The 26,641-nt window shown below is 71.4% G+C and carries 22 protein-coding genes; 6 read left to right on the top strand and 16 right to left on the bottom strand.

Annotation, left to right across the window (positions count from 1 at the left end; translation table 11 throughout):
- Positions 1-61 precede the first annotated feature (61 nt).
- The 8 genes from ABD262_RS02385 to ABD262_RS02350 all read right to left on the bottom strand — a co-directional run bounded on the left by ABD262_RS02385 (position 62) and on the right by ABD262_RS02350 (position 8,299).
- Entirely contained in the window at positions 62-748 is a 687-nt protein-coding gene (locus tag ABD262_RS02385; protein ID WP_344130576.1) for a hypothetical protein, read from the bottom strand.
- Positions 741-1,310 carry an RNA polymerase sigma factor gene (locus ABD262_RS02380; RefSeq protein ID WP_344130573.1) on the bottom strand — a complete coding sequence of 190 codons (570 nt, stop codon included), beginning with the start codon at positions 1,308-1,310 and terminating at the stop codon, positions 741-743. The genes ABD262_RS02385 and ABD262_RS02380 overlap by 8 nt, the downstream gene beginning before the upstream one ends.
- Before the next feature lie 136 nt (positions 1,311-1,446).
- Positions 1,447-2,232, bottom strand: coding sequence for a DUF1295 domain-containing protein (locus ABD262_RS02375; protein WP_344130570.1), 786 nt, complete (start codon positions 2,230-2,232; stop codon positions 1,447-1,449).
- A complete protein-coding gene (locus tag ABD262_RS02370; RefSeq protein WP_344130567.1) occupies positions 2,232-3,548 on the bottom strand; it encodes a class I SAM-dependent methyltransferase in 1,317 nt (438 codons plus the stop codon). The genes ABD262_RS02375 and ABD262_RS02370 overlap by 1 nt, the downstream gene beginning before the upstream one ends.
- Complete coding sequence (locus ABD262_RS02365) at positions 3,545-4,882, bottom strand: class I SAM-dependent methyltransferase (RefSeq protein WP_344130564.1); 1,338 nt, start codon at positions 4,880-4,882, stop codon at positions 3,545-3,547. Before ABD262_RS02365 ends, ABD262_RS02370 begins: the two co-directional genes overlap by 4 nt.
- Positions 4,879-5,610: a DUF1365 domain-containing protein gene (locus ABD262_RS02360; RefSeq protein ID WP_344130561.1), complete on the bottom strand. Its 732-nt coding sequence runs from the start codon at positions 5,608-5,610 to the stop codon at positions 4,879-4,881. Before ABD262_RS02360 ends, ABD262_RS02365 begins: the two co-directional genes overlap by 4 nt.
- Positions 5,607-7,016, bottom strand: a complete 1,410-nt coding sequence (locus tag ABD262_RS02355) for an NAD(P)/FAD-dependent oxidoreductase (protein WP_344130558.1) — start codon at positions 7,014-7,016, stop codon at positions 5,607-5,609. The genes ABD262_RS02360 and ABD262_RS02355 overlap by 4 nt, the downstream gene beginning before the upstream one ends.
- A gap of 65 nt (positions 7,017-7,081) precedes the next feature.
- Positions 7,082-8,299, bottom strand: a complete 1,218-nt coding sequence (locus tag ABD262_RS02350) for a heparan-alpha-glucosaminide N-acetyltransferase domain-containing protein (RefSeq protein WP_344130555.1) — start codon at positions 8,297-8,299, stop codon at positions 7,082-7,084.
- A 90-nt stretch (positions 8,300-8,389) separates the two neighbouring features.
- Between ABD262_RS02350 and ABD262_RS02345 the strand changes: the two genes are divergently transcribed.
- Positions 8,390-9,352: a MerR family transcriptional regulator gene (locus ABD262_RS02345; protein WP_344130552.1), complete on the top strand. Its 963-nt coding sequence runs from the start codon at positions 8,390-8,392 to the stop codon at positions 9,350-9,352.
- A 148-nt stretch (positions 9,353-9,500) separates the two neighbouring features.
- On the opposite strand, the gene ABD262_RS02340 is transcribed toward ABD262_RS02345, so the two are convergent.
- Positions 9,501-11,765: a DEAD/DEAH box helicase gene (locus ABD262_RS02340; RefSeq protein ID WP_344130549.1), complete on the bottom strand. Its 2,265-nt coding sequence runs from the start codon at positions 11,763-11,765 to the stop codon at positions 9,501-9,503.
- Positions 11,766-12,312: 547 nt separating this feature from the next.
- Between ABD262_RS02340 and ABD262_RS02335 the strand changes: the two genes are divergently transcribed.
- The 5 genes from ABD262_RS02335 (at position 12,313) to ABD262_RS02315 (ending at position 17,711) form a co-directional block, all read left to right on the top strand.
- The gene (locus ABD262_RS02335) at positions 12,313-13,209 is read left to right on the top strand and encodes a cation diffusion facilitator family transporter (RefSeq protein ID WP_344130546.1); all 897 of its coding nucleotides are present in this window, start codon (positions 12,313-12,315) and stop codon (positions 13,207-13,209) included.
- A gap of 233 nt (positions 13,210-13,442) precedes the next feature.
- Positions 13,443-14,597: a hypothetical protein gene (locus ABD262_RS02330; RefSeq protein WP_344130543.1), complete on the top strand. Its 1,155-nt coding sequence runs from the start codon at positions 13,443-13,445 to the stop codon at positions 14,595-14,597.
- A 266-nt stretch (positions 14,598-14,863) separates the two neighbouring features.
- The gene (gene mraY / locus ABD262_RS02325; protein ID WP_344130540.1) at positions 14,864-15,976 is read left to right on the top strand and encodes a phospho-N-acetylmuramoyl-pentapeptide-transferase; all 1,113 of its coding nucleotides are present in this window, start codon (positions 14,864-14,866) and stop codon (positions 15,974-15,976) included.
- 275 nt (positions 15,977-16,251) lie between these two features.
- On the top strand, positions 16,252-16,605 hold the full coding sequence (locus ABD262_RS02320; protein WP_344130537.1) for a cupin domain-containing protein: 354 nt from the start codon (positions 16,252-16,254) through the stop codon (positions 16,603-16,605).
- Between the two features lie 83 nt (positions 16,606-16,688).
- On the top strand, positions 16,689-17,711 hold the full coding sequence (locus tag ABD262_RS02315) for a serine hydrolase domain-containing protein (protein WP_344130534.1): 1,023 nt from the start codon (positions 16,689-16,691) through the stop codon (positions 17,709-17,711).
- Here the strand turns inward: ABD262_RS02315 and ABD262_RS02310 are convergent.
- The 7 genes from ABD262_RS02310 to ABD262_RS02280 form a co-directional block, all read right to left on the bottom strand.
- A complete protein-coding gene (locus tag ABD262_RS02310) occupies positions 17,696-20,083 on the bottom strand; it encodes a beta-glucosidase family protein (RefSeq protein WP_344130531.1) in 2,388 nt (795 codons plus the stop codon). The two genes, ABD262_RS02315 and ABD262_RS02310, sit on opposite strands and share 16 nt — an antisense overlap.
- 102 nt (positions 20,084-20,185) lie before the next feature.
- The gene (locus ABD262_RS02305) at positions 20,186-21,223 is read right to left on the bottom strand and encodes a BadF/BadG/BcrA/BcrD ATPase family protein (RefSeq protein WP_344130528.1); all 1,038 of its coding nucleotides are present in this window, start codon (positions 21,221-21,223) and stop codon (positions 20,186-20,188) included.
- Positions 21,220-22,521, bottom strand: coding sequence for a family 4 glycosyl hydrolase (locus ABD262_RS02300; RefSeq protein ID WP_344130525.1), 1,302 nt, complete (start codon positions 22,519-22,521; stop codon positions 21,220-21,222). The genes ABD262_RS02305 and ABD262_RS02300 overlap by 4 nt, the downstream gene beginning before the upstream one ends.
- 73 nt (positions 22,522-22,594) lie before the next feature.
- Positions 22,595-23,428, bottom strand: coding sequence for a 6-phosphogluconolactonase (locus ABD262_RS02295; RefSeq protein ID WP_344130522.1), 834 nt, complete (start codon positions 23,426-23,428; stop codon positions 22,595-22,597).
- Between the two features lie 2 nt (positions 23,429-23,430).
- The gene (locus ABD262_RS02290) at positions 23,431-24,243 is read right to left on the bottom strand and encodes a carbohydrate ABC transporter permease (RefSeq protein ID WP_344130519.1); all 813 of its coding nucleotides are present in this window, start codon (positions 24,241-24,243) and stop codon (positions 23,431-23,433) included.
- 1 nt (position 24,244) lies between these two features.
- Entirely contained in the window at positions 24,245-25,210 is a 966-nt protein-coding gene (locus ABD262_RS02285) for a carbohydrate ABC transporter permease (RefSeq protein WP_344130516.1), read from the bottom strand.
- A 3-nt stretch (positions 25,211-25,213) separates the two neighbouring features.
- Complete coding sequence (locus ABD262_RS02280) at positions 25,214-26,563, bottom strand: ABC transporter substrate-binding protein (protein ID WP_344130513.1); 1,350 nt, start codon at positions 26,561-26,563, stop codon at positions 25,214-25,216.
- Positions 26,564-26,641 lie beyond the last annotated feature (78 nt).

Below are 26,641 nucleotides of genomic sequence, written 5' to 3'. Positions count from 1 at the left end.
CCGGGTGGCTGCCCCGCACGGCTCGGGACAGCCACCCGGTCAGGGTGGTCAGGGGTGGGGGTCAGTGGCCGTGCGACCCGCCGCCACGGTGTTTGGCGGGCGCGTCGGTGTGGGCGCCGCCGCCCGGCTTGGCCGTCGGGGAGTGCTCGGCGCGGTGGTCCACGGTGCCACCGCCGTGGACGTCGGCGTGCTCGTCGTCGCTGCCCTTGCCGTCGTGGTGGTTGGCCGCGGCGGTGGGGTTCGCCGTGTGCGTCGCTGCCTGCGTCTCGCCGGTGTCGCCGTCCTGGGCGTCCTCACCCTGGTCGTCGCCGTCCTGGTCGGCACTCTCGGAGTCGTCGGGCGCCGTCGTGGCCGTCTCGGTCTCGGTCTCGGTGGGCTCCGTCGTCGTGGTGGTCGTGTCGCTCGAGTCGTCCTGCTGCACCTGGGCGGGCGCACGGTCGGGCGAGCCACCGGTCGCGGCCACGGCCACGCCACCGATGGCGGCCAGGGCCAGGGCTGCGCCGACGGCGACGGCCACACGGCCGGCACGGCGGATGGGAAGTCGGACAACGGTCACGAGGTCTCTCCTTGAGCTGGGGGTGGCGCCCGAACCCGCGACGGCAGGGTCGTCGAGGAACGCCGCCAGCTCGGGGCTGGCCTCCACTGGCCCGTGCGATGCCATGGCACGCAGCGCCTCGACGGCTGGCGCCGCCGGGTCATCGGCCGGCAGGCGCAGTCCGCTGGGGGTGGAGTCCTCGGGTTCAGGCATGTCGGGGGTTCAATCGCGCGAGGGCGTCCCCGGGATACGGCTCTGGCGAGAGTTTTCTGCGCAGGCGTGACAGGGCCCGGTGCTGCAGGGACTTGACGGCGCCGAGATCCTTGCCGAGCACGGCTGCGGTCTCCTCGAGGCTGAGGTCGGCCACCACCCGCAGGGCGAGCACCCACCGCTGGTCGGGCGTGAGGGTAGCCAGCACCGCGAGGACGTGCTCGTCCGCGAGCAGTCCCAGGGCCGCGCTCTCGGCCGAGGGCCCCACCGGGTCGACGCCCGCCTCGTCGAGGCCCAGCCACGTGCCCCTGCGCGTGCGCTGCCGGTGCCAGTCGACCTGCCTGCGGTGGGCGACCGTGAACACCAGTGCCCGGAAGGCGGCGCCTGCGCCGGAGAACCGCTCCATCTGCCGGAACACCGCGAGGAACACGTCGCTCGTGACGTCCTCGGCATCGGCGACGCCGTGCGAGCGGAGGTAGGCGGCCACCCTCGGGGAGAGCTCTCGCCACAACAGCCCGAAGGCGGCAGGATCACCCGCACTCGCCGCGGCGACGGCGTCGTCCATGGCGACACCGTCCACGTCGACACCTCCGCCCGACCCAGCTCCGTGGCGCCCTGGCCCGCATCGAGCACAGTCTCGCCAATCGAGGACAGTAGCGGGTCAGGGGGGGTTTGCGGCCGTTTGACCGCGAACTCCCGCGTCAGCGTCGGGGTTGCCGCGGGAGGAAGTAGCTGGTGCGCTGCTGGTACTCCGCGTACCCGGGGCGCTCCGCCATGTGCTTCTCGAGCAGCCTGGCCCCCGTGGCGAACACGAGGAAGTAGGTCATGGCCACGGGCGACAGCACGGTCAGCACGCCCGGCCAGGCACTCGCAGCCACCAGCCAGATCCCCCACCAGACGCAGGAGTCCCCGAAGTAGTTGGGGTGCCGGGTCCAGGACCACAGGCCGCGGTCCATCACCTTGCCCTTGTTCGCCGGGTCGGCCTTGAAGTCCTTGAGCTGCTTGTCGCCCAGCGACTCGAACGAGACCCCGAGCAGCCAGAGCGCCAGGCCGACCACCGCGACGGCCACCACTCCCCCGCCGGCCGCGGCGCTGACCTGGATCGGCAGCGACACGAACCACACCGACAGCCCCTGGATGCCGTACACCTTCCGGATGGCGACCAGGGTCGGGTTGCCCTTCTCCTTCTCGAGCATCGCGGCGTAGCGCGGGTCCTCCCCCTTGCCGCTGTTGCGCTGGTGCATGTGCCACGCGAGGCGCAGCCCCCAGACGGCGACCACGACGAGGAGCGCCACGCGACGCCACCCGGCACCGTCACCCACCACGGCGGCGACCGCCGCGACGACGACGAAGCCCAGCCCCCACGTGGTGTCGACGACGCTGACCCGGCCCTGGCGGTGTCCCTCGAACGCCGTCGCGATCATCAGGAGCAGGATCGCGAGGAGCGAGAACCCAGTAACTGCAAGGAAGTTCGAGCCGTCGAACACTATGACCAGCCCTCCGGTCGCACCGTCTCGATCTCGGACCGACCGTGGTCGGGGCGCACTGCGAGGATCTGGTCGACCCCCATCCGACCGTCGCGGAAGGCCATCGCCCCGCCGACGAGGTAGAGCCGCCAGACGCGCGCGACCTCCTCCCCGACGAGGGCCACGACCCGGTCGAAGTTGTCCTCGAAGGTGCGGTGCCAGGCCGCGACGGTGCGGACGTAGTGCTCACGCAGGGCGTGCACGTCGCGGACCTCGAGCCCCGACCCCTCGATCAGGTCGACGGTCTCGCCGACCGGCCGCATGTGCATGTCGGGGGCGATGAAGGACTCGATGAAGGGACCACCGCCGGGGTGGCGCCCGCGGCGGGACATCTGCTGCACCAGTACCCGGCCGCCCGGGCGCACCCGGTCGTGCAGCACCTTCGCATAGGTGGAGTAGTTGCGCTGGCCCACATGCTCGCCCATCTCGAGCGACACGACCGCGTCGAAGCCGTCCTCCGGCACGGCGCGGTAGTCCTGGAGCCGGATCTCCACCCGGTCCTGCAGGCCACGCTCGGCGATGCGGGCGTCGATGAACCGCTTCTGCTCTGCGGCGATCGTGACGCCGACGACCTGCGCGCCGAAGTGCTCTGCGGCATACAGGCTCATCGACCCCCAGCCACAGCCCACGTCGAGCAGGCGCGACCCGGCGCCCAGCCCGAGCTTTCGGCCGACGAGCTCGAACTTGTCGCGCTGCGCGTCCTCGACCGTGTAGTCGTCGGCGTCGGACCGCCAGTAGCCACACGAGTAGGCCATGTGCGGGTCGAGGATGAGGCTGTAGAAGTCGTTGGAGAGGTCGTAGTGGTGGTGGATCGCCTGGCGGTCGCGGCCCAGGCTGTGCAGCCGTCCGCTGAGCGCCGCCTGGCTGGCAGGGGCGGGCAGTGGCAGGCCGATGGCGCCCGCACCGCGGGCGACCTTGAGCAGGGCCGCGATGGCGGCCGGAGTGGGGCGTATGCCGGTGAGCTGGCGTTCGTGGGCCACCGACCAGACGTGGGTCAGCGCCACGTCGAGGTCGCCCTCGACGTCGAGCTCGCCGGTCACGTAGGCCTGCGAGGCCCCGAGCTCACCCGGGTGGCGCAGCAGTCGGCGCAGGGCGCGGGGCGACCGGAGGACGACGTGGGGGGCGTCGGCCGGTCCGGCCTCGCTGCCGTCCCACGCGGTGAGGCGCACCGGCAGCTCGCCGCCGACGAACGGGGCCAGGGCTTTCGCGACCTCGCCGGCGATGCCGCTGGATCCCCCTGTCACAGTGCGTGACTCGACTCTCTCGATGGTGGTCATCGGGCTGCCTCCCTCTCGAGCACGAGCTGCTGGACATCGAGGTAGCCCGAGCAAAAACCGGCTCGCGAGTACTCGAGGTAGAAGTGCCACATCCGGTCGAACACCTCGTCGAACCCGAGCGCGTGCACCTTGTCGAGGGAGGCGAGGAAGCGCTCGTCCCACAGCCGCAGGGTCTCCGCGTAGTGCTGCCCGAACGAGAGCCGTTCACTGACGCGGAGCGTGGTCTGCTTCCGGTTGACGTCGACGATCGCCTCCGTCGAGGGCAGGAACCCGCCGGGGAAGATGTACTTGTTGATCCACGTGTAGGTGTACTTCGTGGCCTGCATGCGGTCGTGCGGCATGGTGATCGCCTGGATGGCCACCTTGCCGCCCGGCGCGAGGACGCTGTCGATCTTGCGGAAGTACTCACCCCAGTACTCGTGACCGACGGCCTCGATCATCTCGACCGAGACGATCGCGTCGAACTCCCCTTCGACCAGCCGGTAGTCGAGCAGCTCGACATCGACCGAGTCGGAGTAACCGGCCGCCGCGATCCGTTCCCGGGCGAGCGCCTGCTGCTCGCTCGACAGCGTCACGGACAGCACCCGTGCACCCCTGGACGCGGCACGGAGCGCGAGCTCTCCCCAGCCCGTGCCGATCTCGAGCACGCGACTGCCCTCGCGGACACTGGCGGAGTCGAGCATCCGGTCGATCTTGCGTCGTTGGGCGTCCGGCAGCTGGTCCCAGCCGGCAGACGCGGCCGGGATGCTGGTGGTGACGACCTCACCGGCGATGGCCGGCCCCGCTCCCTCGGAACCCTCGAAGAGGGCGGACGAGTAGCTGAGGGTGCTGTCGAGGAAGGTCGCGAACATGTCGTTGGACAGGTCGTAGTGGCGAGCGATGTTGGTGCGGGTGTTGGTCGTCGTGTTCTTGTCGGTGTGCGGGGCACGGGCCACGTAGAAGGCACGGAGCTTCTGCAGGGGCTCGGGGATCAGCGTCCCCATCTGGGCGGCGAAGACCTCGAGCAGGCCGCCGAGGTCGTCGGCGTTCCAGTCGCCGGTCATGTAGGACTCGCCGAACCCGATCAGCCCGCCGGCGCCGAGCGCGGCGAAGAAGCTCTCGGGCCGCTCGATGACCATCAGGGGTGCGCTCGGGTCGGTGGCCGCGCCACCCACGATCGCCTCACGCCCCAGCTGGATGCGCACGGGCAGCCGTCGCGCGACGGAGAGGAAGATCTTGCGGGCGACGGCACCCTCGACGGCGCGACGCGCCTTCGCGCGACGTGCGGTGAGGTCGGGCCAGCGGCTGGCGTCGATGGCTGGCCGCGTGGAGAGGCCTGCGGTGGCGGTGGTCACTGGACTGCCTCCTGGTGGTGGGAAGGGCGTGGCTGGACCGGCAGGCGGCGCAACCACAGACGGATGCCGTGCCAGCGGATACGCGCGGCAACGGCCAGGGGTTCGAGGGGCTGGGTGACGGCGAGGCGCACCACCGTGGCCGATCGGACGGGGAGGGCGTGGCCGCGCAGGCCGGCGACGAACGGGGCCTGGTCCGGGCGTTCGAGGACCACCTGCACCTGCACGGTCTCGCCCGGCGTCGGGATGGTCAGGCGGTAGCGCCCCGAGACGTCGTTGAACGGGCTCACATACAGGGCCTTGTCGACCTCGGCACGGCCCTTGTGGTCCGCGTGGACGAGGTAGGCGTGCCGGTCGCCGTAGGTGTTGTGCACCTCGACCACGTTGCAGGCCAGCCGCCCGTCGGGCGTGTGGCACCAGTAGACGCTGATGGGGTTGAAGACGGTGCCGAGGACGCGCGGCATGGCCAGCATCAGGATCCGGCCGCCCTCGAGGTCGACCCCCTCGGTGGCGAGGAAGGCATCGAGGTTCTCGCGCAGCGAGCGGTCCGGCGAACCGAGGTGGTCGCGCGCCTCGAAGCGCGCGAGCCGGCCCAGCAGGCCCAGTCGGGGCAGCTCGTCGAGGTCGACCAGCCAGGTGTGGCTGCGGTGCCTGAAGCGGTGGCGCAGCGGGGTCGTGCGCGCATGGACGATGGAGGTCGCGTAGATGCGCGTCGCGGCGGGGGCCTTCATCGGGCCCCCACGCCCTCGAGGTCGTTCTCGGCGTCGTCGGCGGGGCCGGTGCCCAGCTCAGCACCGGCTGCGTCCCCGTGGGTGCTCAGGGCCACTGCGGACCGGTCTTCCTGGTCCGGGTCGACCTCGGAGTCGGTCCAGGTCACCCCGAGAGCCTGCGCGGCGACCACACCGGACCGCGCACCGTCCTCGTGGAACCCCCAGCCGTGGTAGGCCCCCGCGAATGCGATCCGAGCAGTGTTGATCTCGGGCAGTCGTCGTTGCGCCGCAACGGACTCCGGGGTGTAGAGGGGGTGCTCGTAGTGCATCGTGTCGATGACGAGGCTCTGGTCCACGCAGTCCACGCCGTTCAGTGTGACGAGGAAGCGACGGTCGCTGACGTCGAGCCGCTGGAGCCGGGTCAGGTCGTAGGTGACCAGCACTCCGTCACCACCGCCCTCCGCCCTGCGCCAGTAGTTCCACGAGGCGCGCGCTCCTGACGAGGTGGGCAGGACCGACTCGTCGGTGTGCAGCTGGGCGACGTTCGTGGAGTACGGAATCGAGCCGAGCACCCGACGCTGGAGCCGGGTGGGCGCCGACAGCATCGCCAGGGCCTGGTGCGGGTGCGCGGCGATCACGACGGAGTCGAACACGTCCTCGACGCCGTGGGCATCGGTCACCACGACGCCGTCGGGCGTCTCGACCACAGAGCGCACCGGGGTCGACAGCCTGATGTCTGCGACACCTGCGGCGAGCGCCTCGACGTAGCGCTTGGAGCCGCCGGTCACCGTCCGCCAGGTGGGCGAGCCGAAGACCGTGAGCATGCCGTGGTGGTCGAGGAACTCGAAGAGGTAGCGGGCCGGGTAGTGCAGGGACACCGAAGGGTCACAGGACCAGACTGCGGCGACGACCGGTTCGAGGAAGTGACGGGTGAAGTAGGGGCTGAAGCCACAGCGTGCGGCGAACGACCCGAGGGTCTCGTCACGGTCGGCGTCAGTGGCCTCCCGCGCGAGGACCGCCTTGGCCTCACGGTGGAACTTCTTCACCTCGGTGAGCATCCGCAGGTAGGCGCCGTTGGTCAGGTTGGCGGCCCGGGGGAAGAGGCCACGAGCGGCCCGCGCACCGGCATACTCCAGGCCTGTCTCGTCGTCACGGACGGACATGCTCATGTCCGACTCCTGCGTGTCCACGCCGAGCTCGCGGAACAGGCGGAGCAGGGTGGGGTACGTGCGGTCGTTGTGCACGATGAAGCCGGTGTCGACGCCGATCGTCCGGCCGCCGTCCACCGTCACCTCGTGGGTGTCGGCGTGGCCGCCGAGGCGGCTGTCGGCCTCGTAGAGGGTCACGGCACCACGCGTGCTGAGCACGTGGGCGGCGGTGAGCCCGGCGACTCCGCTGCCGATGACGGCGCGGCGTGGTGCAGACATGGGGGTCCATCCGTTCGGGGTGACGGGTCGGCAGTGATTCGGCACGCCGGACCTGCTGGATTGGGTCATCGGGGCTGCCCCGTGGCGGGCACGGTCGTGAGGCTGGGGCGGGGGTCCGTCCACGGCGCGGCAGCGGCTCTGGACAGCGCCGAAACGACCGTCTCGAGGGGCCCCCTGAGCGGCACCAGGGCGAAGACGGCGCCGAGGCCCAGCACGATGAGCACCTGGTCGGGGTAGTCACCCGGCGCCTCGAGGTGGGGCCACCAGCCCACCCCCATGATCAGGACGTGCAGCGTGTAGAGGCTCAGCGTCATGGCGCCGGCGCCGAAGACGGCCGCCCAGACCCGGGGGCCGACCCGCGTGAGGAGGAGGCACAGCCCCACCACCGCCACGGCGCTGCCGATCGTCTGGGCCAGGTCGAGCGGCGAGCCGGAGTGCGGGGCGACCGTGGCGAGCCACCACCATGAGCCGGTCGGCGTCGTGCCGTGGAGTCCGTGGGTCAGGGTGGCCGCCAGGAGCGCAGGGTCGCCACCCACCCTTTCGTCGGGGTAGGTGGCAGCCAGCGCGGCCCAGGCGTCGTCGCGGGAGAGGAGCAACCGCGAGACCGCCGTAGCGACGACGGCGAGGCAGACCCCGCCGGCGAGGAGCACCAGGTCGGCGCCCTTGCGGAGCAGGTCGGTGCGCCCGATCGCCATCCCGGCCAGCAGGTAGGCGAGCCAGACCGCGGCCGGGTAGTAGCCGACGAACAGGAGCTCGTTGAGGAGCCGGAGCGGTGACGTGAGCGAGCCCGGTGTGGGGCTGCCGGCCTCGTGTGCGGGCAGGTGCGGTCGCAGCACCAGCGACAGGGCGGGCCCCGCCACCGCCCAGAGGCCCGCAAGCACCGCCAGGGAGCGCGCCCGGAGCCCGAGGAAGGGCAGGCCCAGGAGGAAGAGGACGGCGTAGTACGCCAGGATCACCGCGATCCCGGTGGGCACCAGCCCCAAGGTCAGGCCCAGGGCCGCGATGAGCACGCTGCGGACCGCCAACCTGACCGACACGGCATACCGTGCGCGTCCGCGCGCCGGACGCTCGCGACCACTCACGAGCGCCACGCTGACCCCCGCCAGCACCGCGAAGAGCGCAGAGGCCCGGCCACCTGCCACCTGCTGGGCCCACGGCACGTGGGTGCCGACCAGCCCGGGAAGCAGGTGGGTCGCCATCATGCCCAGCAGTGCGAGGGCCCGGGCCACGTCGACCCCCACGACCCGCCCGGGCACCACCTCGGGCAGGAGGGGTCGGCTCATGGCGTCATCCTGTCAGCCACCCCCCCGTGGTTGGGCCCTTCGCCAGCGAACTTGTCCATGCTTTGCGCAACGATGTGGGACGCTGCAGGGGTGTACACGATTGGGCACGCCGCTCGCCTGACCGGCGTCCCCTCCGCCACCATCCGCGCCTGGGAGCGCCGGTACGGGCTGGTGCGACCCGTGCGGACCGAGGGCGGGTACCGGCTCTACGACGAACAGGGCCTGCAGCTGCTGAGGGCGATGGGCGCCCTCGTGGCCGCTGGCTGGTCTCCGAGCCAGGCCGCGGAGCACCTCCGCGCCGACCTCTTCCCCGAGGCCGGCTCGCAGCCGCCGACGGGGGACGGCTCCCGCGTCACCGAGGGCGGTGACGACGGCGAAGGCAGGTCCGCGGCTGCCTCCACCGTCGACCCCGCGACCGATGGGGACGGGTCGGGCGCCTGGGACGTCACCGCGCTGGCCCGGGGCGCCGCCGAGCTGGACCCGGCAGCGATCGACCAGGCCATCACGGCGGCCTTCGCGGGCGGCCCCCTGGAGGAGGTCGTCGAGGCCTGGCTGATGCCTGCGCTCGAGATGCTCGGCGCTCAGTGGCGGGCCGGGCGGGTGGACGTCGCCGGCGAGCACGTGGTGAGCGCGACCCTGCACCGCCGGCTCGGGATCGAGCTCGAGGCGGCCACGCCCAACGGCGGACCGCGGGTGGCCGTCGGACTGCCGCGAGGGGCCCAGCACGAGCTGGGGATCCTCGCGTTCAGCGTGCTGTTGCGGCGAGCGGGTGTCGACGTCCTCTACCTGGGAGCCGACCTGCCCGCCCAGCACTGGGTCCGCGTCGTGCAGCAACAGCGCCCGGCTGCGGTCGTGATCGGGACGCCCACCCCCACCGACGTCCTGGCCACCCGGGAGACGGTCGCTGCCCTGCGGGCCGCGGACCCGGCGCTGCGGGTCCTCGTCGGCGGGGGCGCGCAGTTCGAGGTCGGACAGGGTGCCGTGACCCTCGGCCACTCCGTGGCGGCCGCCGCCCAGAACCTCGCGCTGACCGTCGGCCGCGCCGCCAGCTGAGACCACCCGGCCTCCTGACCAGGGAGCAGGGTGGGTCGCGGGGCGGAGACGGTCGCGGGGCGGAGTCGGTCGCGGGTGGGGCCTGGAGGGCGAGGTCGCAGATGGAGGCCCGGAGGGCGAGGTCGCCGTTGGAGGCCCGGAGGACGGGCTACTGCGTGGCGGACATCTCCGTGGTCGAGAACAGGTCCAGCACCGGGGCCGGGGCGGCCGGCGCCGCTGACCGCGCCGGCTGGTCGGCCGTGCCTGCGCGGGCGACGGTGTCGAGCTGGTCGGCGGCAGCCCCGAGCTCCTCGGTGAGGGCATCGGTGAGCAACGCGACGAGCGCCTCGAGCTGGACGTCGGCGGAGGACCCGACTTCCTCGTCGGACCCGTCGAGCGCCCGTGCCGCCAGGCCGGCCTTGGTGTCGATGAGCTGGGCGATCTTGGCGTCGATGGTCTGCGCGGCGATGATCCGCCAGGCGGTGACCGGCTCCGCCTGACCGATCCGGTGGACGCGGTCGATGGCCTGGGTCTGCTCGGCGGCGGTCCAGGACAGCTCGGCCAGCACGACGTTGGAGGCGACCTGGAGGTTGAGACCCACTCCTGCCGCCGTCAACGAGCAGACGACGATGGCCACCTCGGGGTCGTTGATGAAGGCGTCGATGTTGGCCTTGCGGACCTTCGGGGTCTGGTCGCCACGGATCGAGGCGTACTTGACCCCCCGCTTGGCGAAGGTCTCCTCGGCGACGTCCATGACGTCGATGTGCTTGGCGAAGAAGACCACCTTCCCGACGCTGCGCGCGAGCTGGCCGGCGTAGTCGGCGGCGAGGCCGGCCTTGGCCTGGCCGATGCGTCGCATCACGGTGAAGACGTTGTCGCCCGACTTCGCCTTGCTGCCCTCCTCGCGTTCCCAGGTGGCGACGCGGCGCACGAGGTCGTGGTCGATCCCCTCGACCTCCGGTGCGGAGGTGCGTGCCGCGACCGCTGCGTGGTAGCGCTTGACGAGCCGGCGCGCGAGCTCCTGCTCGGCCGCCCGGATGGACCGACCCGCGTCGTCGTCGAGCTCGACCGGCAGGTCGGCCACCCGACGGGCGGGGATGTCGGCTGCCACGTCGACCTTGCGACGCCGGACGATGCCCTGCTCGATCACGCTGGTGCGGGCCGCGGCGTAGAAGCCCGAGTCGGCCGGGGTCAGGCCGGTCTCCTCGAGGGCTGCCATGAGGGTGTGCCGCGGCTTCTTCTCGTCGATCCACCCGAGGAACTGCCAGATGGCCCGGAAGTCCTCGATGTCGTTGATGAGCGGCGTGCCGGTCAGCGCCATGAGGAGCGGGTTCGGGGTGCGCTGGCGGATGCGGTCGGCCAGCTGCAGGACGTGCTGCGAGCGCTGCGACGTCTTGTTCTTGATGAAGTGCGCCTCGTCGACGACCATGCCGCGGAAGCCGAGGTCGCCCAGCCACCCCACGTGCCGGTCGAGCACCTCGTAGTTGACCACCACGATGTCGGCGAAGCCGTCGATGGTGTCGCCGTTGCCGTGGATGACGGTGGCCGGGTGGCCGGGCGTCCACAGCTCGGCCTCGTGGGCCCAGTTGGCCTTGACGACGTTGGGGACCACGACGAGCAGCGGGTAGGCGTCAGCAGCGCGGGCGGCCAGCAGGGCCTGGGCGGTCTTGCCCAGTCCCGGCTCGTCGGCCAGCAGGAAGCTGCGGTGGCCGGCTGCGGCCGCCGCGACGACCTGTCCCTGGTGGCGCATGAGCTGCAGCTCGCCGGCCCCGCGCAGCACGCTGGTGGGCTCGGGCAGGGGCATGCAGGACGAGTCCCCGCCGTACTCGAAGGCCCGGAAGAGCGGGCCGAGCAGCTCCCAGCTGGCCAGCCGTCCGGTGGTCGGCTTGCGCGGGGCGACGGCGCTGAAGTCGGGGGCGAGGAAGGGGTTCGCCAGCTGGCGGGCGACGACCGACTGGGGCACGGCCCGGCGTTCGGGGGTCGGGCCAACGCCCTCGGGAGCCTGCTCCTCGACCTCTTCGGGTTCGGCTTCGAGACCGGCCGCGCGCAGCATGTCGCGGCGCAGGGTCGCCGCGGCATCGCTCACGACTGCGTCCTCGGCCAACAGGGCCAGCAGGGAGGTGTCGCGGGCGGCGGTCTTGGCGAGGATGGTCGCCACGCCGTCGAGCCGCTTGAGCTGCCCGTCGCGCTCGGCCACGGTCACGGTGGTGTCGCTCTTGAGCCGCGCCCGCTCCTCGCGCACGAGGAGGGCGACGACCTGGAACTTGGCCCGTCCGGAGGGCTTGACCCGACCGCGCTGCGCATCGGTCTCCACCTCGCGCACGGCGCGGGCCAGCACAGGGATGATGCCCTCGTTGTCGAGCGGCCGCCCACGGCGCTGGGCGCGCTGGGCAGGGCGTTGACCGCCGGACTGGCGCTGGCCTCGCTGAGCCAAGTACTCCTCCTGAAGGATGCCCGCGACGTGCGGGCCGAGCGAACGACGGGCCGCACCGTCGGACGGTGTGGACACCGGGCGGGACGACCAGGTCGTCCCCTGCTCGTCCCATGGTGCTGGGACGGTCGACGTGCCGTCCCCGACGGCGCGCCCACGACGCGTGACCGACGACCTGCGGTCGCGGAGCCCGCCAGGCGCTGAACCGAGTCGGCGCCAGAGGTGCGGTACGGCCGGGAGCCGGTACGCGTCGATCGTACCGCGCCGCACGCCTGGGCCGCGAACGCCGCGCGCGGCTTCCCGTGCGGCCCGACGGGTCGCGGGACGACCCGCCCCGAGCCCGGGGGTATGCCGGGTGGTGGCCACCCGGCATACCCTCACCCCCGCGCGGCCCGGGTCGGTCGGACCCGGTCGGCACCGCCCGGGTCAGGTCATCTCGCTGGCCATCGTGCGCGGCCGACTGGCCCTCCGGAGGGCTGGCATAGGATCGACGCATGCGCTGCGGACGTGGACCCGACGCAGCCGACCCCCGGTCCCCGGCCGCGTCCTCGTGAGCGGCCACTCGCACGGGCACCCTGGCGCCACCCATCGGTGGCGGCTGCGGACGGCGTTCGTGCTCGTCGCCGGCTTCTTCGTCGTGGAGCTGGTCACCGCTCTGGTGTCCGGGTCGCTCGCCCTGCTGAGCGACGCCGGACACATGGCGGCCGACGTGGTCGCACTGGGCGCAGCCCTGGTCGCCACCCGGATCGCCGCGCGCCCCGACAGCAGCGGGCGCCGCACGTTCGGCTCCTACCGCGCCGAGGTGTTCGCCTCCGGGCTGGCGGTCCTGCTGATGCTGGGCGTGGCGGTCTACATCGTCGTGGAAGCACTCGGCCGGGTCGGCGACTCCCCCGATGTCGCCACCGGGCCGATGCTGGTCGTGGGTGCGCTCGGCCTGGTGGTCAACGTCGTCTGCCTCACCCTGCTTCGTGGTGGCGCAGCCGAGTCGCTCAACGTCAAGGGCGCCTACCTCGAGGTCGTCGCCGACACGCTGGGGTCGGTCGGCGTCATCGCCGCCGGGCTGCTGGTGGCGACCACGGACAACGCCTGGTGGGACACCGGCATCGCCTTGGCCATCGCGGCCTTCGTCGCCGTGCGGGCGGTGCTGCTGGGTCGGGAGGTCCTCGGCGTCCTCGGCCAGCACGCTCCGGCCGGTATGGAGGCCGACACGGTCGCGCACGCCCTCGCCGCGGTCGACGGGGTCATCGAGGTGCACGACCTCCACGTGTGGACGTTGACGTCGGGCATGAACGTCGCCACGGCCCACCTCGTCACGTCGGAGAGCGTCGACGCCCATGGGGTGCTCGACCGCGCCATGCAGGTGATGCGGTCGCAGTTCGGGGTCGAGCACGCGACCCTGCAGGTCGAGCCCGACACCCACACCGGCTGCAAGGAAGTCACCTGGTAGCAGGACCACGACGCCGCGTTCGAGGCCTTTCGGGAGGATTCGTCCGGCGGTCGTCGCGCGATTTTACGCTGCCCGGCCGAGTCGCGCAGGCGAACTGACGGAGTCCTGACCGGTCTCCACCGAACGTATACCGCCGACTCGGCACATCTGCCCCCTTCGCGCCTTCCCGCTCGGTTCGGGGCCGTGCGGGGTGCCACAGTGGCCATCTCGAACCCAAGCAAGGGGTGAGTGGCATGGTGCCCGAGGTCGTCCGGCTGAAGGAGGCAGGGGTGTGCGGTTGCGGACAGGTCGTCGCGGCCGGCGAACGCGCGGGCTGGGCGCGCCGGGCCCGGCGCGTCGTGTGCCTGAGCTGCCTGGCCGGGTTCTCGACGCCTCCTGAGGAGGACGGCTCGACCATGTACTACGAGGCGCCGGTCGACGGCGACGACGAGGCCCAGCTCCTCGGGCTGCCCGAGCCCGTTGCCGTCGTGATCCCCGCGGACTGGGGTCCGTCGGCGCCGAGCTCGCTCCCTTCCTGGCAACGGTCTGCCGGTATCACCGTCGACCTGCCCGCCGCCGCCCCCGTGTCGCCGGCTGCTGCCGACCCGGCCGGGCCGTCCGTCGTCGTGCAGTTCACCCCGCCGGCCCCGGTGGACGAGGACGCCGGACCGACGTCCTGCCCGACTCCTGCCGTGGACGTGACCACCGCGCGACCCCCCGCACCTGCCGAGGACGTGACCACCGAGCCTCCCACCGCACCTGCCGTGGAGGTCGTCGCCGACGCGTCCGTGGTCGCCGTGTCGCACGAGGCCGTCGCCATCGTCGGTCCGTCGCACCGCCGCCGCACGTTCCTGCCCGCCGGACTGCTCGCCCTGCGCGCCTCGCGCGGGCGCGAGCCCGGGGTGACCGGCCTCCCCGACGGTGCCACGCGCACCATCTTGGACGCCGCGGCCGACGCCGGCGTCCTGTCACTGCACGACCGTCGTATGCCGGGCCGTCGCGCCCGGATCGCGCACCTCGCGGTGGGCGCCAGTGGCGTCTACGTCATCGACGTCGTGCGCGCCAAGAACGCCTCCGTGGAGGTGCGTCCCGTCGACGACCCAGCTCCGTTGGCCCGTGAGCTGGTCGTCGGCGGTCGTCCCATGACGCCCACCGTGACCGCGACGAAGGGGCGGGTCGACATCGTGCGAGGGCTGCTCGACGAGGTCGGGCTGTCGGCGGTGCCGGTGGTCGGGGTGCTGTGCTTCGTCGACGCGGCAGTGCCGTCCGAGGGAGGGCTCGAGGTCGAAGGGGTCCGGGTGACCGGCAAGGACGGCCTCTCGGCGCTGGTCCGCAGCGAGGGCGCCCTGGACGCCGACCACCTGGAGACGCTGGTGGAGTACCTGTCCGAGCGCCTGCCCGTCGACTGACCCCCCCACCCCCCCACCTCTGCGACCCCCTGGCGGCTGGCCTTCACCAGAGCGGGTGCTCGAGTCGCGCGTGCGGTGGCGGTGGCCCGACGTCGGCCGCCCGGCGGCGTCGGCGCGTCGAGCCCTTCGAGGCCCGCCCACGCCCTTAGGTTGGATGACCACCAGGGCAGGCGGCGCGCGTCGGGGGCGCGCCACGGGATGCCCCCACCGGCAGGGCCGCTCGGACGGCGACCCCTGGATGACCGGCGGCACACGAAGGGAAGCTGATGGTCAACGTCCTGCTCGCCGGCGGGATCTCCATGGCGGTCGCCCTGCTCGGCACGCCGTTCTTCACGCGGTTCCTCGTCCGGCGTGAGTACGGCCAGTTCATCCGTGACGACCTCACCCAGCACCACTACAAGCGGGGCAAGCCGACGATGGGTGGCGCGGTCATCATCGGCGCGACCGTGGTCGGCTACTTCGTCTCCCACCTGCTGCTGGTCGCGGCGAGCTCGGGTGGCGCCCTCGCTGTCGCTCCGGGCCGCCTCTCGCTCAGCGCCCTGCTCGTGCTCTTCCTCCTGATCGGGATGGGGCTGGTCGGCTTCCTCGACGACTACACGAAGATCTCCAAGGCGCGCAGCCTGGGGCTCACCTCGAGACAGAAGCTCTTCGGCCAGACGCTCGTGACGGTGGTCTTCGCGGTGCTCGCGCTGCTGGTCACCGACGGCACCGGGCACTCGTCAGCATCCACTGCGATCTCGTTCATCCGCGACACCCCTGTCGACCTGGCGGCAGCCGGCCCGGCCGTGGGCCTGGTCCTGTTCGTCCTGTGGGCCAACGTGCTGATCACCGGCGCCTCGAACGGCGTCAACATCACCGACGGGCTCGACGGGCTGGCCACCGGCGCGTCGGTCATGGTCTTCGGCGCCTACAGCGGCATCGCGTTGTGGCAGTACAACCAGAACTGCGCGACCACCCCCGGCCCCAGCTGCTACGAGGTGCGGGACGGCCTGGACCTCGCCGTGGTCGCCTGCGCGATCGCCGGCGCCTGCTTCGGGTTCCTGTGGTGGAACGCCTCCCCCGCCAGCATCATCATGGGCGACACCGGATCGCTGTCCCTCGGCGCCGCGCTCGCCGGCCTGGCGATCCTGACCCGCACCGAGCTGCTGCTGGTGGTGTTGGGCGGGTTGTTCGTGATGATCACCATGTCGGTCGTCATCCAGGTCGCCAGCTTCAAGCTGACCGGCCGACGGGTCTTCCGGATGGCACCACTGCACCACCACTTCGAGCTCCTCGGGTGGGCTGAGATCACGATCGTCCTGCGCTTCTGGATCATCGCCGGCATCTGCGTGGTGTCCGGCCTCGGTCTCTTCTACGCCGAGTGGGTCACTGCCCAGTAGGCGCGGCCCGGCGGGGGCAGCCGGCGACGTGGCCTTCGACGACGGCGCCTGGACGCCAGGGACTCCTCACTCTTTTGCCGGTGGTTTCGGCGGGTGGCCGGGACGACGCTGGGATCGACGTCAGCTGTGGCAGGGGCTGCGACGCCGGCACGGGGCGTCGACCCGGCGCCATCGGATCCCGCCCGAAGTGGAGGTTGCGGATCACGGGTGATGCACGTCGTCCGCGCGCCCAGCCTCCTCTCACCACCACCCAGCACGACGACCTGGAGGTCAGGATGACCGACAAGCAGAACATCGACACCCCCCACGAGCGGCGGCCCTTCAAGGACCACGGCCACGTGGACGTGGTCACCCTCGGCGGTTTCACCCTGGGCCGCGGCGTGTTCGAACCGGGCTGGCGCTGGTCAGACGACGTCAAGCCGATCGCCGGCACCGACTCGTGCCAGACGCACCACACCGGCCTGTGCCTCTCGGGCCGGATGACGGTGCGGTTCGACGACGGCAGCGAGCTCGAGGTCGGCCCGGGTGACGTCGTTGACATCGAGCCCGGGCACGATGCCTGGACGGTCGGCGACGAAGCCTGCGTCCTGGTCGACACCGGTGTCGCGGCCTACGCCAAGCCGAGCTAGCAGGACCGACCCTGGGCACGAGTGCCCACCGGGGCCGCCGGCGCACCCCCCAGCGCCGGCGCACCCTCCAGTACCGTCAGGTCATGGAGCCGCTCGCGGAGGCGCTGGTGCGACGGGCCGAGGAGCTGGGCTTCTCGGGTGTCGTCCGGGCCGACCGCGCCGGTCAGACCGTGATCGCCGAGGCGTTCGGTTTCGCCGAGCGGGCCTTCCGATCGCCCAACACGCTGGCCACCCGCTTCGGCACCGCGAGTGGGTGCAAGGCCTTCACGGCGCTGATGGTGGTCGCCCTCGTCGAGGAAGGCAGGCTGTCGCTGGACACGACGGCGCGGTCGGTCCTCGGGACCAGCCTGCCGGAGATCGACGACCGGGTGACCGTCGAACACCTGCTCGCGCACCGATCCGGCATCGGGGACTACATCGACGAGGACGCCGGCTACGACCCCAACGACTACGTCATGAGGGTGCCCGTCCACCAGCTTGCGACCACCGAGTCGTACCTCGCGGCACTCGAGGGGACGCCGCAGAAGGACGTTCCGGGAGAGCGGTTCTCCTACAACAACAGTGGCTACGTCGTCCTGGCGCTCATGGCGGAGCGAGTCACCGGCACGCCCTTCCACGCCCTGGTGGCGCGCACGGTGTGTGAACCCGCGGCCATGCACAGCACGGCATACCTGCGCGGTGACGAGCTCCCCGCGGACGTCGCCCGCGGTTACCTTGGCCCGGACGGGCTGCGCACCAACGTGCTGCACCTGCCGGTGCTCGGCAGCGGCGACGGAGGCATCTACTCCACCGTCGAGGACCTCCACCGGTTCTGGACCGCGCTCTTCGACGGCCGGGTCGTCCCGCTGCGCTGGGTCCGGGAGATGGTCCGGCCACGGAGCGACGTGCCGACAGAGGGGCGTCGTTACGGCCTCGGCTTCTGGGTCCACCGCGAACGGGACGTGGTCTTCCTCGACGGCTGCGACGCGGGGGTCGGCTTCCGCAGCGTCCACGACCCGTCCACGGCAGCCACCTGCACCGTCATGTCGAACACGACCAACGGGGCGTGGGCCCTCGCCGCGCTGTTCGACGACCAGCGGTGGGTCGGGGGCTACGACGGGGCCTGATGGCCCTGCGTGAACCGGGAGCCGTCGCCCGCCGGCAGCTCGGAGTCGGGGACGAAGGTCGGGAGGTGCGGATCGTCGGGAAGGTGCAGCGTGGCACTTAGCCGGATGTCCCTCGACGACGCACCCACCTCGACGTGGAACTCGCCGCCCTCGCGCCGCCACGCACCCGACTTCCCGTCGCGGCGGGTCACGACGCTGTCCCAGTAGGCGAAATCACGACTGGTCAGCTCGAAGATGACCTCCGTGCTCGAACCCGGGGCGACCTCCACCTTCTCGAAGCCGCGCAGCTCACGTGGGGGTCTGCGTACCGCAGCGTCCGGATCGCCGACGTAGAGCTGCACCACCTCACTGCCGCTGCGGTCGCCGGAGTTCGTCACGGTGCAGCGGACCTGCACGCGACCGGACTCGCGGTCGAGCACCTCGACCCGCAGGTCCGAGAAGTCGAACGCCGTGTAGGAGAGCCCGTGCCCGAACGGGTAACGGACCTCGCGGCTCAGTGCGTCGTACCAGCGGTAGCCCACGAACACACCCTCGCCGTAGAGCACGGTGCCGCGCTCCCCCGTCCAGGTCAGGTGACTCGGTGTGTCCTCCAGGCGGAGAGGGAACGTCTCGGCGACCTTGCCGGCCGGGTTGACCCGGCCGACAAGGACGTCGACGACGGCCGCCCCGCCACCCTGTCCGGGCAGCCACGCCTCCACGATCGCGTCCACCCGGTCGTGCCAAGGGTCCATCGTCACCGCGGCGCCGTTGCCGAGCACGACCACCAGGGCGGCGCCGGTGCGTTCGCGCGTGTCGGCGAGTCGCCCGAGCAGGGCCACCTGGTCGGAGGGGAGGGCCAGGCTCGTGCGGTCGTCGGCCTCCTGTTCGAAAGCCAGCGGGAGGCCGACAAAGGCGACGATGACGTCGGCGCCCTCGGCCACGGACACGGCTTCGTCGGCCAGCCGGACAGCCCGCGGCGAGACGGGCCCGGACGCCACCCGCTCGGCCGCCGCGGCGAGCCTGAGCGCCTCGGCGAGGGCCGCGGACCGACGGGCCGGTCCCTTGCCGTCGTCCACGAACTGCGCACCGTGCGCGTCGAGGTAGGCCCGGACGTCGTCCCGGTAGGCGTTCAGGGGGGTGTGGACGTATCCCTCGGCGTACACCAGCCGGTCTCCGAAGGCCTCTCGCAGGTGGTCGAGCGGGAGGTCGACCCGGGTGGGGTCCACGCCCGAGGACCCGCCTCCCTGAATGCGGGGACTGGCGGCATGAACCCCGATGACCGCGACGCGGCCGGCCCCGGAGAGATCCAGCGGCAGGACCGCTGCAGACGTCTGGGGTTGGCCGGCCCCACCGGCCCGAGCCTCGTTGCGCAGCAACGTGATACAGGCAGCAGCAGCCTCGCGCGCCAGTGCGTGGTGGTCGTCGGCGCCAAGCAGGGCGAGCTGCTCCGCGGACAGGCGCGCCCCGGGTTCGACGCCCAGCGCCATCACCGGTCCCTCCACGACGTCCGGTCCGGGGTAGGCGCGCGCGACGAGCTCGAGCACCCTCCGCGCCGCGCTGTCGACGAGCGCCTCCTCGAGCTCGCCGGAGCGGACCGCCGCGACGACCTCGGCGTCGGTGCTCCCCCCGGTGCCCGGCATCTCGAGGTCCAGCCCGGCACGCAGGGCGGCCACCCGGTGGTGGACGGCATTCCAGTCCGACACGACGAGCCCCTGGTAACCCCAGTCGCCACGAAGCACGTCCGTGAGCAGCCAGCGGTTCTCGGAGGCGTGCACACCACCGATGCGGTTGTAGGAACACATCACCGTCCACGGGTCTGCCTTCTCGACGACCCGCTCGAACGCCGCGAGGTAGGTCTCGCGCAGGGTGCGCTCCTCAGCCACCACCGAGATGCGGGTGCGCTCGATCTCCTGGTTGTTGGCGGCGAAGTGCTTCAGCGACGTGCCGACGCCGACCGACTGGACGCCCGTCACGTAGGCGGCACCCAGCTCGCCGGACAGCACGGGGTCCTCGGAGAAGTACTCGAAGTTCCGACCGCACAGCGGTGACCGCTTCATGTTGACGCCGGGGCCCAGGAGGACCTGCACGCCCTCAGCTCGCGCCTCCTCACCCAGGGCGCGACCGACGCGTCGCACGAGCTCGCGGTCCCACGAAGCGCCCATCGCCGACGCCGTGGGAAAGCACGTGGCCGGCACCCACACCATGTCGACCCCGGTCTCCTTGCGCAGGCCGTGGGGGCCGTCGCCGACCTCGATGGCCGGCACGTGCACCCCTTCGGTCGGCCGGTCGATCGACTCGGTGAACCAGTCGTCGTGCCCGGAGAGCAACGACGCCTTCTCCTCCAGGGTCAGCGCACGCAGCACGGTGTCGACGTCGAACGGGGCGGGGCTCATCGGTGTCCTTCAGGTCGGGGGCGGAGTGCTGCGGTGGGCCGAGCGCCGTCAACGTCGGTCGGCCGCAGTTCCTCGCTCGGTTCGGGCCAGCAGGAAGCTCGGTCAGGTGAGCAGGAAGTCCTCGGGATGGTCGTCACGCACGTGCGTGAGCACGTCCGGCCCCACCTCGATGCCGCCCTCGGCGAGGGCATCGAGGACGACGCCGCTCAGCGGTGAGGCCTGCGAGACGACGACCCGCGCCGCGGGTGCGACCTGGTGCAGGCGGGCCGCCAGCGCCGTGCGCATCGCTGGGTGCTCCGAGGTGGCCACCGAACCGTTGAGCAGGACCGGAAGCGCACCGGACGCCAGGTCGACACCGACGCGCCGAGCGCACCACTCGGCATACCGGACGAACGCCACGGCCTGGGCGGCCACGATGTCCTGGGCGACCGCGTCACCCGCGTGGGCAGCGGCGAGGACGACCCGAGCGGCCCGCCAGAGGTCCGAGAAGGGTCGGGCTCCGAACCTGCGGGTGAAGGCGTGTCTCAGCTCCCAGCCGTCACCGACCTCGTAGAACGCGGAGTAGGCGTCCGTGAGCGAGGTCTGCGGTCCGATGCCCATCCAGGCCCGGCACACGGCATGCATCCCGGCCTCGCCCAGCCCCGACCCACCGAGGTGGTCGAACACGAACATGCCGGAGCACTCCTCGCGACCATCGGCGGACCGGGCGGCGACTGCAGGTCCGGTGCCGACGGCGATCGAGACGCCCACCCCCGACCCGTCGATGAGCCGCAGCGAGGCGAAGGCGTCGTTCTTGATGCTTCGCCGCCGCAGGCCGGGGAGGCGGTCACGCAGGCGGGCGTCCCAGAACGCCGCGTCCTCCGGGTAGTCCACACCGGCCAGCCGGAAGGCCGCTGCCGCAACGTCCTCGGAGTCGGCACCGGCTCCGCGCAAGGCAGCGACGGCGGTGTCGATGACGGCGTCCACGGCCGCGTCCACGGACTCGGCGCCGTAGATGTCTCCGCAGCTCCCGCGGCCGCGGCCGAGGACCACCCCGTCACGGTCGACGGCCAGCGCGACCGTCTTGGAGTTGCCGGCATCCACCGCGAGGAAGACCTCCGGGGGACGCGCGGCGTCCGTGTGCCTGATGGAGCCGGTCACCGCAGCAGGCGCTCGGGGAGGTAGTCCCGGTGCGCGTGGGCCATCTCGTCGTAGAGCTCCTCCGCCACGGCGAGCGTCGGCACCATCGGGTTGGCGGCGAGCGCCCGGATGCCGTCCGCGCGGGTCCCGCGCCAGGCCGCTTCGGCTGCGAGGTACTGGAACTCCGCGAGCTGCTGCACCAGGCCTCGGACCGCGTGGGGCAGCGGCTTCTGCGGAAGCGGGTGGACGCCGCGGCGGTCCACCGTGCACCACATCTCCACGACGACGTCCTCGTCGAATCCCGGCAGCGCGCCACCGACGTTGGGGAGGTTCACTGGCAGGTGGGCACCGGCGTCGTTGTAGTAGGAGCTCATGACGTCGATGGCCAGCTCCAGCTCGTGGATCCCGCCGCGGGAGCGAGCCGGGTCGAGCTCGGGAACCTCCACCCGCGACTGCTCCTCGTAGTGCTGCCAGTAGCCGGGGACCGCCGCGAGGATGTCCTCTGCACGGGTGGTGCGGGCTCCCTGGAGCTCTCGGAGGACCTCCTCACGGAAGTAGTAGTACTGGAAGTAGTCGCTGGGGACCGAGCGCATGGTGGTCGCGAGCCGCAGCATGCGCTTGGAGTGCACGTCGAGGGTCGGGTCGTCGCGACGCGCCTCCCAGGCGGCGTCGAGCAGGGGCATGAGGTCCTTGCCGTCATAGGTGTGCTCGACCGACCAGCAGTTGTGGTTGACACCGGCCATGACGATGTGGGCCTTGTCGAAGTCGAGCCCGGCAGCTCGGAGAACGGTGTGAGGAAAGGTGATCGGGCCTTCGCACATCGACCACATGGTGCGGTCGGTGAACCGGGTGACGGCCTGCGACACGATGTTGACCGGGTTCGTGTAGTTGAAGATGACGGCGTTCGGGGCCACCGCGTCGAGGTCACGGATGATGTCCTCGTAGACGTGCACGGAGCGCAGCGCCATGAAGAAGCCGCCGGGCCCCTGGGTCTCCTGACCGATCACGCCGTGCTTGAGCGGGATCCGCTCGTCGAGGGCACGAGCCGCGAAGTCGCCCGGACGAAAGCTCGAGAGCACGGCGTCCGCGTCGGTGAGGGCCGCGCGGCGGTCCGTGGTCGAGCTGATGGTGATGTCGAGGCCCTGGGCGCTGGCGATCTTCGAGGCGATCGTCTCGACCGCCTCGAGCCGGTCAGGGTTGACGTCCTGGATGACGACCTCGGATCCGTCGAACTCCTTGCCGTGTGCGAGGAACGAGGCCATGGTCCCGGCGCCGCGGGAGGACCCGCCGCCGATGTAGACGAGCTTGATGGCTGCCATGCGTGTGGATTCCTTCGGTGGTGCGTCGGGGTTGGGGGTTGTCGATGCGTCTCGGGTATGCCGCGCGGCTGACTCAGTGTCCTGCCGCGGCCCGGTCTGCGACCAGGAGGGGGCTCTTGCACTCCACGGCGATCGTGGCCGGCCAGTCGGGCTCGTACGCCTGCGCTGCCGTGATGCGGCGGAAGGCCTCGCGCTTGTGCTCGCCGCTCAGGATCATCACGACCTCCCGCGAGGACGCAGCGATCGTGTCGATGCCGACGGTCACCCCGTGGGTGGGGACCATCTCGAGCCGGGTGAGCTCGGGGAAGGTGCTCATGTTGTCGCGTCGGGTGGCCTCCCCGAGCTCGGTCACGTGCGAGCGCGACTCCCGGGGCGTGCCGGGCTGGTTGAAGGCGATGTGCCCGTCCGAGTCCCCGGAGGCGAGGAGGAACAGGTCGATCCCACCCGCAGCCGCGATGGCGGCGTCGTAGCGTTCTGGCGCTGAGGGGTCCGGGACCCAGACCTCGGTCGGGGCCCGGGTGCCGGCCCGACCGCAGGCGTCGGCGATCGGCTGAAGGATCTCGCGACGGGCGAACCCCCTGCAGGAGTAGGACAGCCCGGGGTCGACCGTCCGCGGGATCCCGGCGTCGTCGTGCACGACGTACTCGTCCATCATGACGACCACCAGGCGCGAGAGGTCGGCCCCCTCGTCGGCGCGGCGGGCCAGGGCCCGGTAGGTGGGCGCGACCGTCCGCCCACCCGGGCACCCGAGGAGGAATGCCCCGTCGGACGTGGCGAGCCGGTCGAGCACGAGGTCGGTCACCGTCTCGGCGACGGCATCGCGATCCGGCAGGACGATCGGGCGCAGTGACACTTCTCCCCCAGGGGGTGGCTGGTTCTGGGCGGTCGAGCGGGACACGGGCGGCACGGTCACTCCTTGATCGCGCCGGCGAGCATGCCCGAGATGAACTTGCGCTGGAACACGACGTAGAGCGCGAGCACCGGTGCAGCGACGACGATCCCGCCGGCAGCCATCAGGTTGATCTGGGTGACGTACTTCCCTTGGAACACCCCCAGGGCGACCGTGGCGGTCTGGTTCTGTCCGTGGAGGAAGACCAGGGAGAGGAAGTAGTCGTTCCACGTCCACATGAAGCTCAGCAGGATCAGCGTGTGGATGGCGGGGCGGACCATGGGCGTCGCGAGGAAGCGCAGCATCTGCACCGCGTTGGCACCGTCGAGCTCAGCCGACTCGAAGGTCGACTTCGGCAGCGCCCGGAAGGCAGCCCGCATCCAGAAGATCCCGAAGGGCACGCCCATTCCCAGGTTGATCAGGATGATGCCCGGGAGCGAGTTCGTCAGGCCCATCGTGCGGAACTGGTAGTAGAGCGGGACGATGATCGCCTCGGTGGAGATCATCATGCCGAGCAGCACGATGGGGAAGAGCACGCGTTCGCCAGCCACCCCCAGCACTCCGAAGGCGAACCCGCCGAGCAGGGCCAGGACCACCTGTCCCACGACCACGCACACCGCGATGACGACCGAGACGGTCATGGCCCTGGCGAAGCCGGCGTCGCGCCACGCCGTGGCGAAGTTGCCCCAGGCGAACTGCGAGAACGGCACCGGGCTGCCCGAGCGCTCGGGGCTGAGTGCCGCGAGCAGGAACGACCCGATGGGCACGAGCACGAGCACGGCCATGACGGTGAGGACGACGTAGTTGAGGGCGCGTTCAGCTCTGCTGGTCATGTCAGTCCCTCTCCGAGATGCGGGTGATGCCGATGGCGATGAGCAGGCAGAGCACCCCCATCACGACACCGATGGCAGCGGCCAGACCGACCTGGGGGTTCTGGAAGGCGGCCTTGTACAACGCGACCGCGGGGGTGAGGGTCGAGGTCCCAGGTCCGCCATGGGTGGTGATCCAGACCAGGTCGAAGGCGCGCAGGGACGCCGTGATCGTCAGGGTGAGCGCCACCGCCAGCTGGCCGCGCAACCCCGGCAGGGTCACGGCGAAGAACTCGCGGACCGGGCCTGCCCCGTCGACCCTTGCCGCCTCATACAGCTCTGGCGGTATGGCCGAGGTGCCGGCGATGAAGAGCACCATGCAGAAGCCGAAGGTCACCCAGGTGCCGATCATCCCGAGGGAGGGCAGCGCCCACGTGAAGTCGCCGAGCCAGGTGCGCGTCAGGGAGTCGAGCCCGATCGCGCGCAGGGCCTCGTTGAGGGGTCCGTCGGGGGCGTAGATCCGCTTGAACACCAAGGCGATCACGACGGTCGTCATGACCTGGGGCAGGAAGAAGATCCACCGGAACACCGCCATGCCCGGCTGCTTGGAGCGGGTCAGCAACGCCGCCGACAGCAAGCCCAGCGCGATCGGCAGGAGGGAAAAGAAGCCGATCAGGACCAGGACGTGGCTGAACGTAGAGCGCAGCACCGGGTCGGTGAGGAAGGTGACGTAGTTGTCGAACCCGACCCAGGTCGAGGGGCCGATCCCGTCCCACTTGTAGAACGAGTACTGGATCGACTGCGCCAACGGCACGATGACGACGAGGCCGTAGACCGCCAGCGGCAACGCGGCGAAGCCGAGGCCGACCCACCGGGTGCGCCGCCGTGGTGAACGGTTCCGCAGCCCGGCGCGGACCGGGGCCGACGTGGACGCGGCTTCCCCGTCGTCGGCCCCGAGAGCCGGTGTCGCAGGTAAGGCGGGCGCGGCCACGGGTCAGCCCTTGCTCGCGAGGAAGGCGTCGCGGTCGGCGTCGACGGCCTTGGTGAAGTCGGCCGGTGTCATCTTGCCGGCGTAGACGCGCTGGAGGTTGCCACTGATGGTGTCGAGCATCGTCGGGCTGGACCAGTCGAAGTAGGGGACGTAGCCGTCATCGCCGTCGAGGGCCGCGGCACCCGCGGACTCACCCGCGAGGCTCAGCGAGCCGGCCGGGACCTTGACGTCCTTGGCCAGGGCCGGGACGAGCCCGAGGTCGGCAGCGGACTGCGCAGTCTCCTGCGACATGAGGTAGTCGAGGAACGCGGCGGCGACATCCGGGTGCTTGCACTTGGCCGAGATGACGAGCGCGCCGGGGGCGGCGCCGACGCCAACCTTGGCACCACTCGGCTGGGCCAGCTGCACGTAGCCGAAGTGGGCCTGCTGCGCCTTGCTCAGCCCGAGCGACCCGGTGTACTCCCACCGGAAGACGCCCTCACCCTTCACGAACTTGGCGACTGCCGTCTGGTAGTCGATGCCCGCGAAGTTCTTGGGGAAGTAACCGGAGTCGGCCCACTTCTTCACCGTCTGCACGGCCTCGGTCATCGCGACGTCCTGCGCCTTCACCGAGGGGTTGTCGTAGATGTAGTCGTTGAGCTTGGTCTTGTCGGCCAGCAGGGCCTGGACGCCGAGCAGCGCCGACGTCGAGCCGTCGAGGCTGCCGTACTCGAAGGGCACCTCGCCGGCTGACTTCGCCTTCGCTGCCGCCGCCTCGAGGTCGGCCAGGTTCTTCGGGGGCGTGAGCCCCAGGGCCTTCAGCTTGTCCGCGTTGTAGTAGACGCCGATGAGTGAGGAACGCGCCATCGGCGTCGCGAACCAGGACCCGTCGCCCATCGTGCTGAAGTCGGTGGTGAACTTGTTCTGCCGCGCGATGGTCGTGGGCACCTTGGTGTTCCAGCCGTACGCCTTGGCGTACGGGTCGAGGTTGCGGACCAACCGACCCTTCGAGAGGGTCCCGAGCGACTGCCAGCCGTTGTTGGCACTGGCGATGTCGGGGCCGCTCCCGTCCTGGAGCTGGAGGTTGAGGGTCGAGTTCAGCTGGCCCCAGTCCTCCGAGGTGCGCTTGATGGTGACGTTGGGGTACTTCTTCTGGAACCCCGCGACGGCCGCTTCGATCCACTTGCCCTCGGCCGAGCCCCAGAAGTCCGTCATCTTCAGGGTGACCGGGCCGGCGGCGGCGACGTCGGTCGACACTGCGCCCTGCGGGGTGGCAGCCGTGTCGGCGCCACCGCCGGGGGCACAGGAGGCCATGGCGAACGCCATGGCCGCAGCGATGCCGGCGATCCCGGCCAGTCGTGCTCGATGAACCATCATTGTCACTCCGGTTGGTGTCGAAAGCCGGCCTGCGCTCGTGGGCGGACGAAGGTGCGCCCACCGCGCGGCCCGATT

The organism is Pedococcus bigeumensis (assembly GCF_039531795.1).
GTDB lineage: Bacteria > Actinomycetota > Actinomycetes > Actinomycetales > Dermatophilaceae > Pedococcus > Pedococcus bigeumensis.
This window is presented reverse-complemented; position numbering and strand designations above follow the sequence as displayed.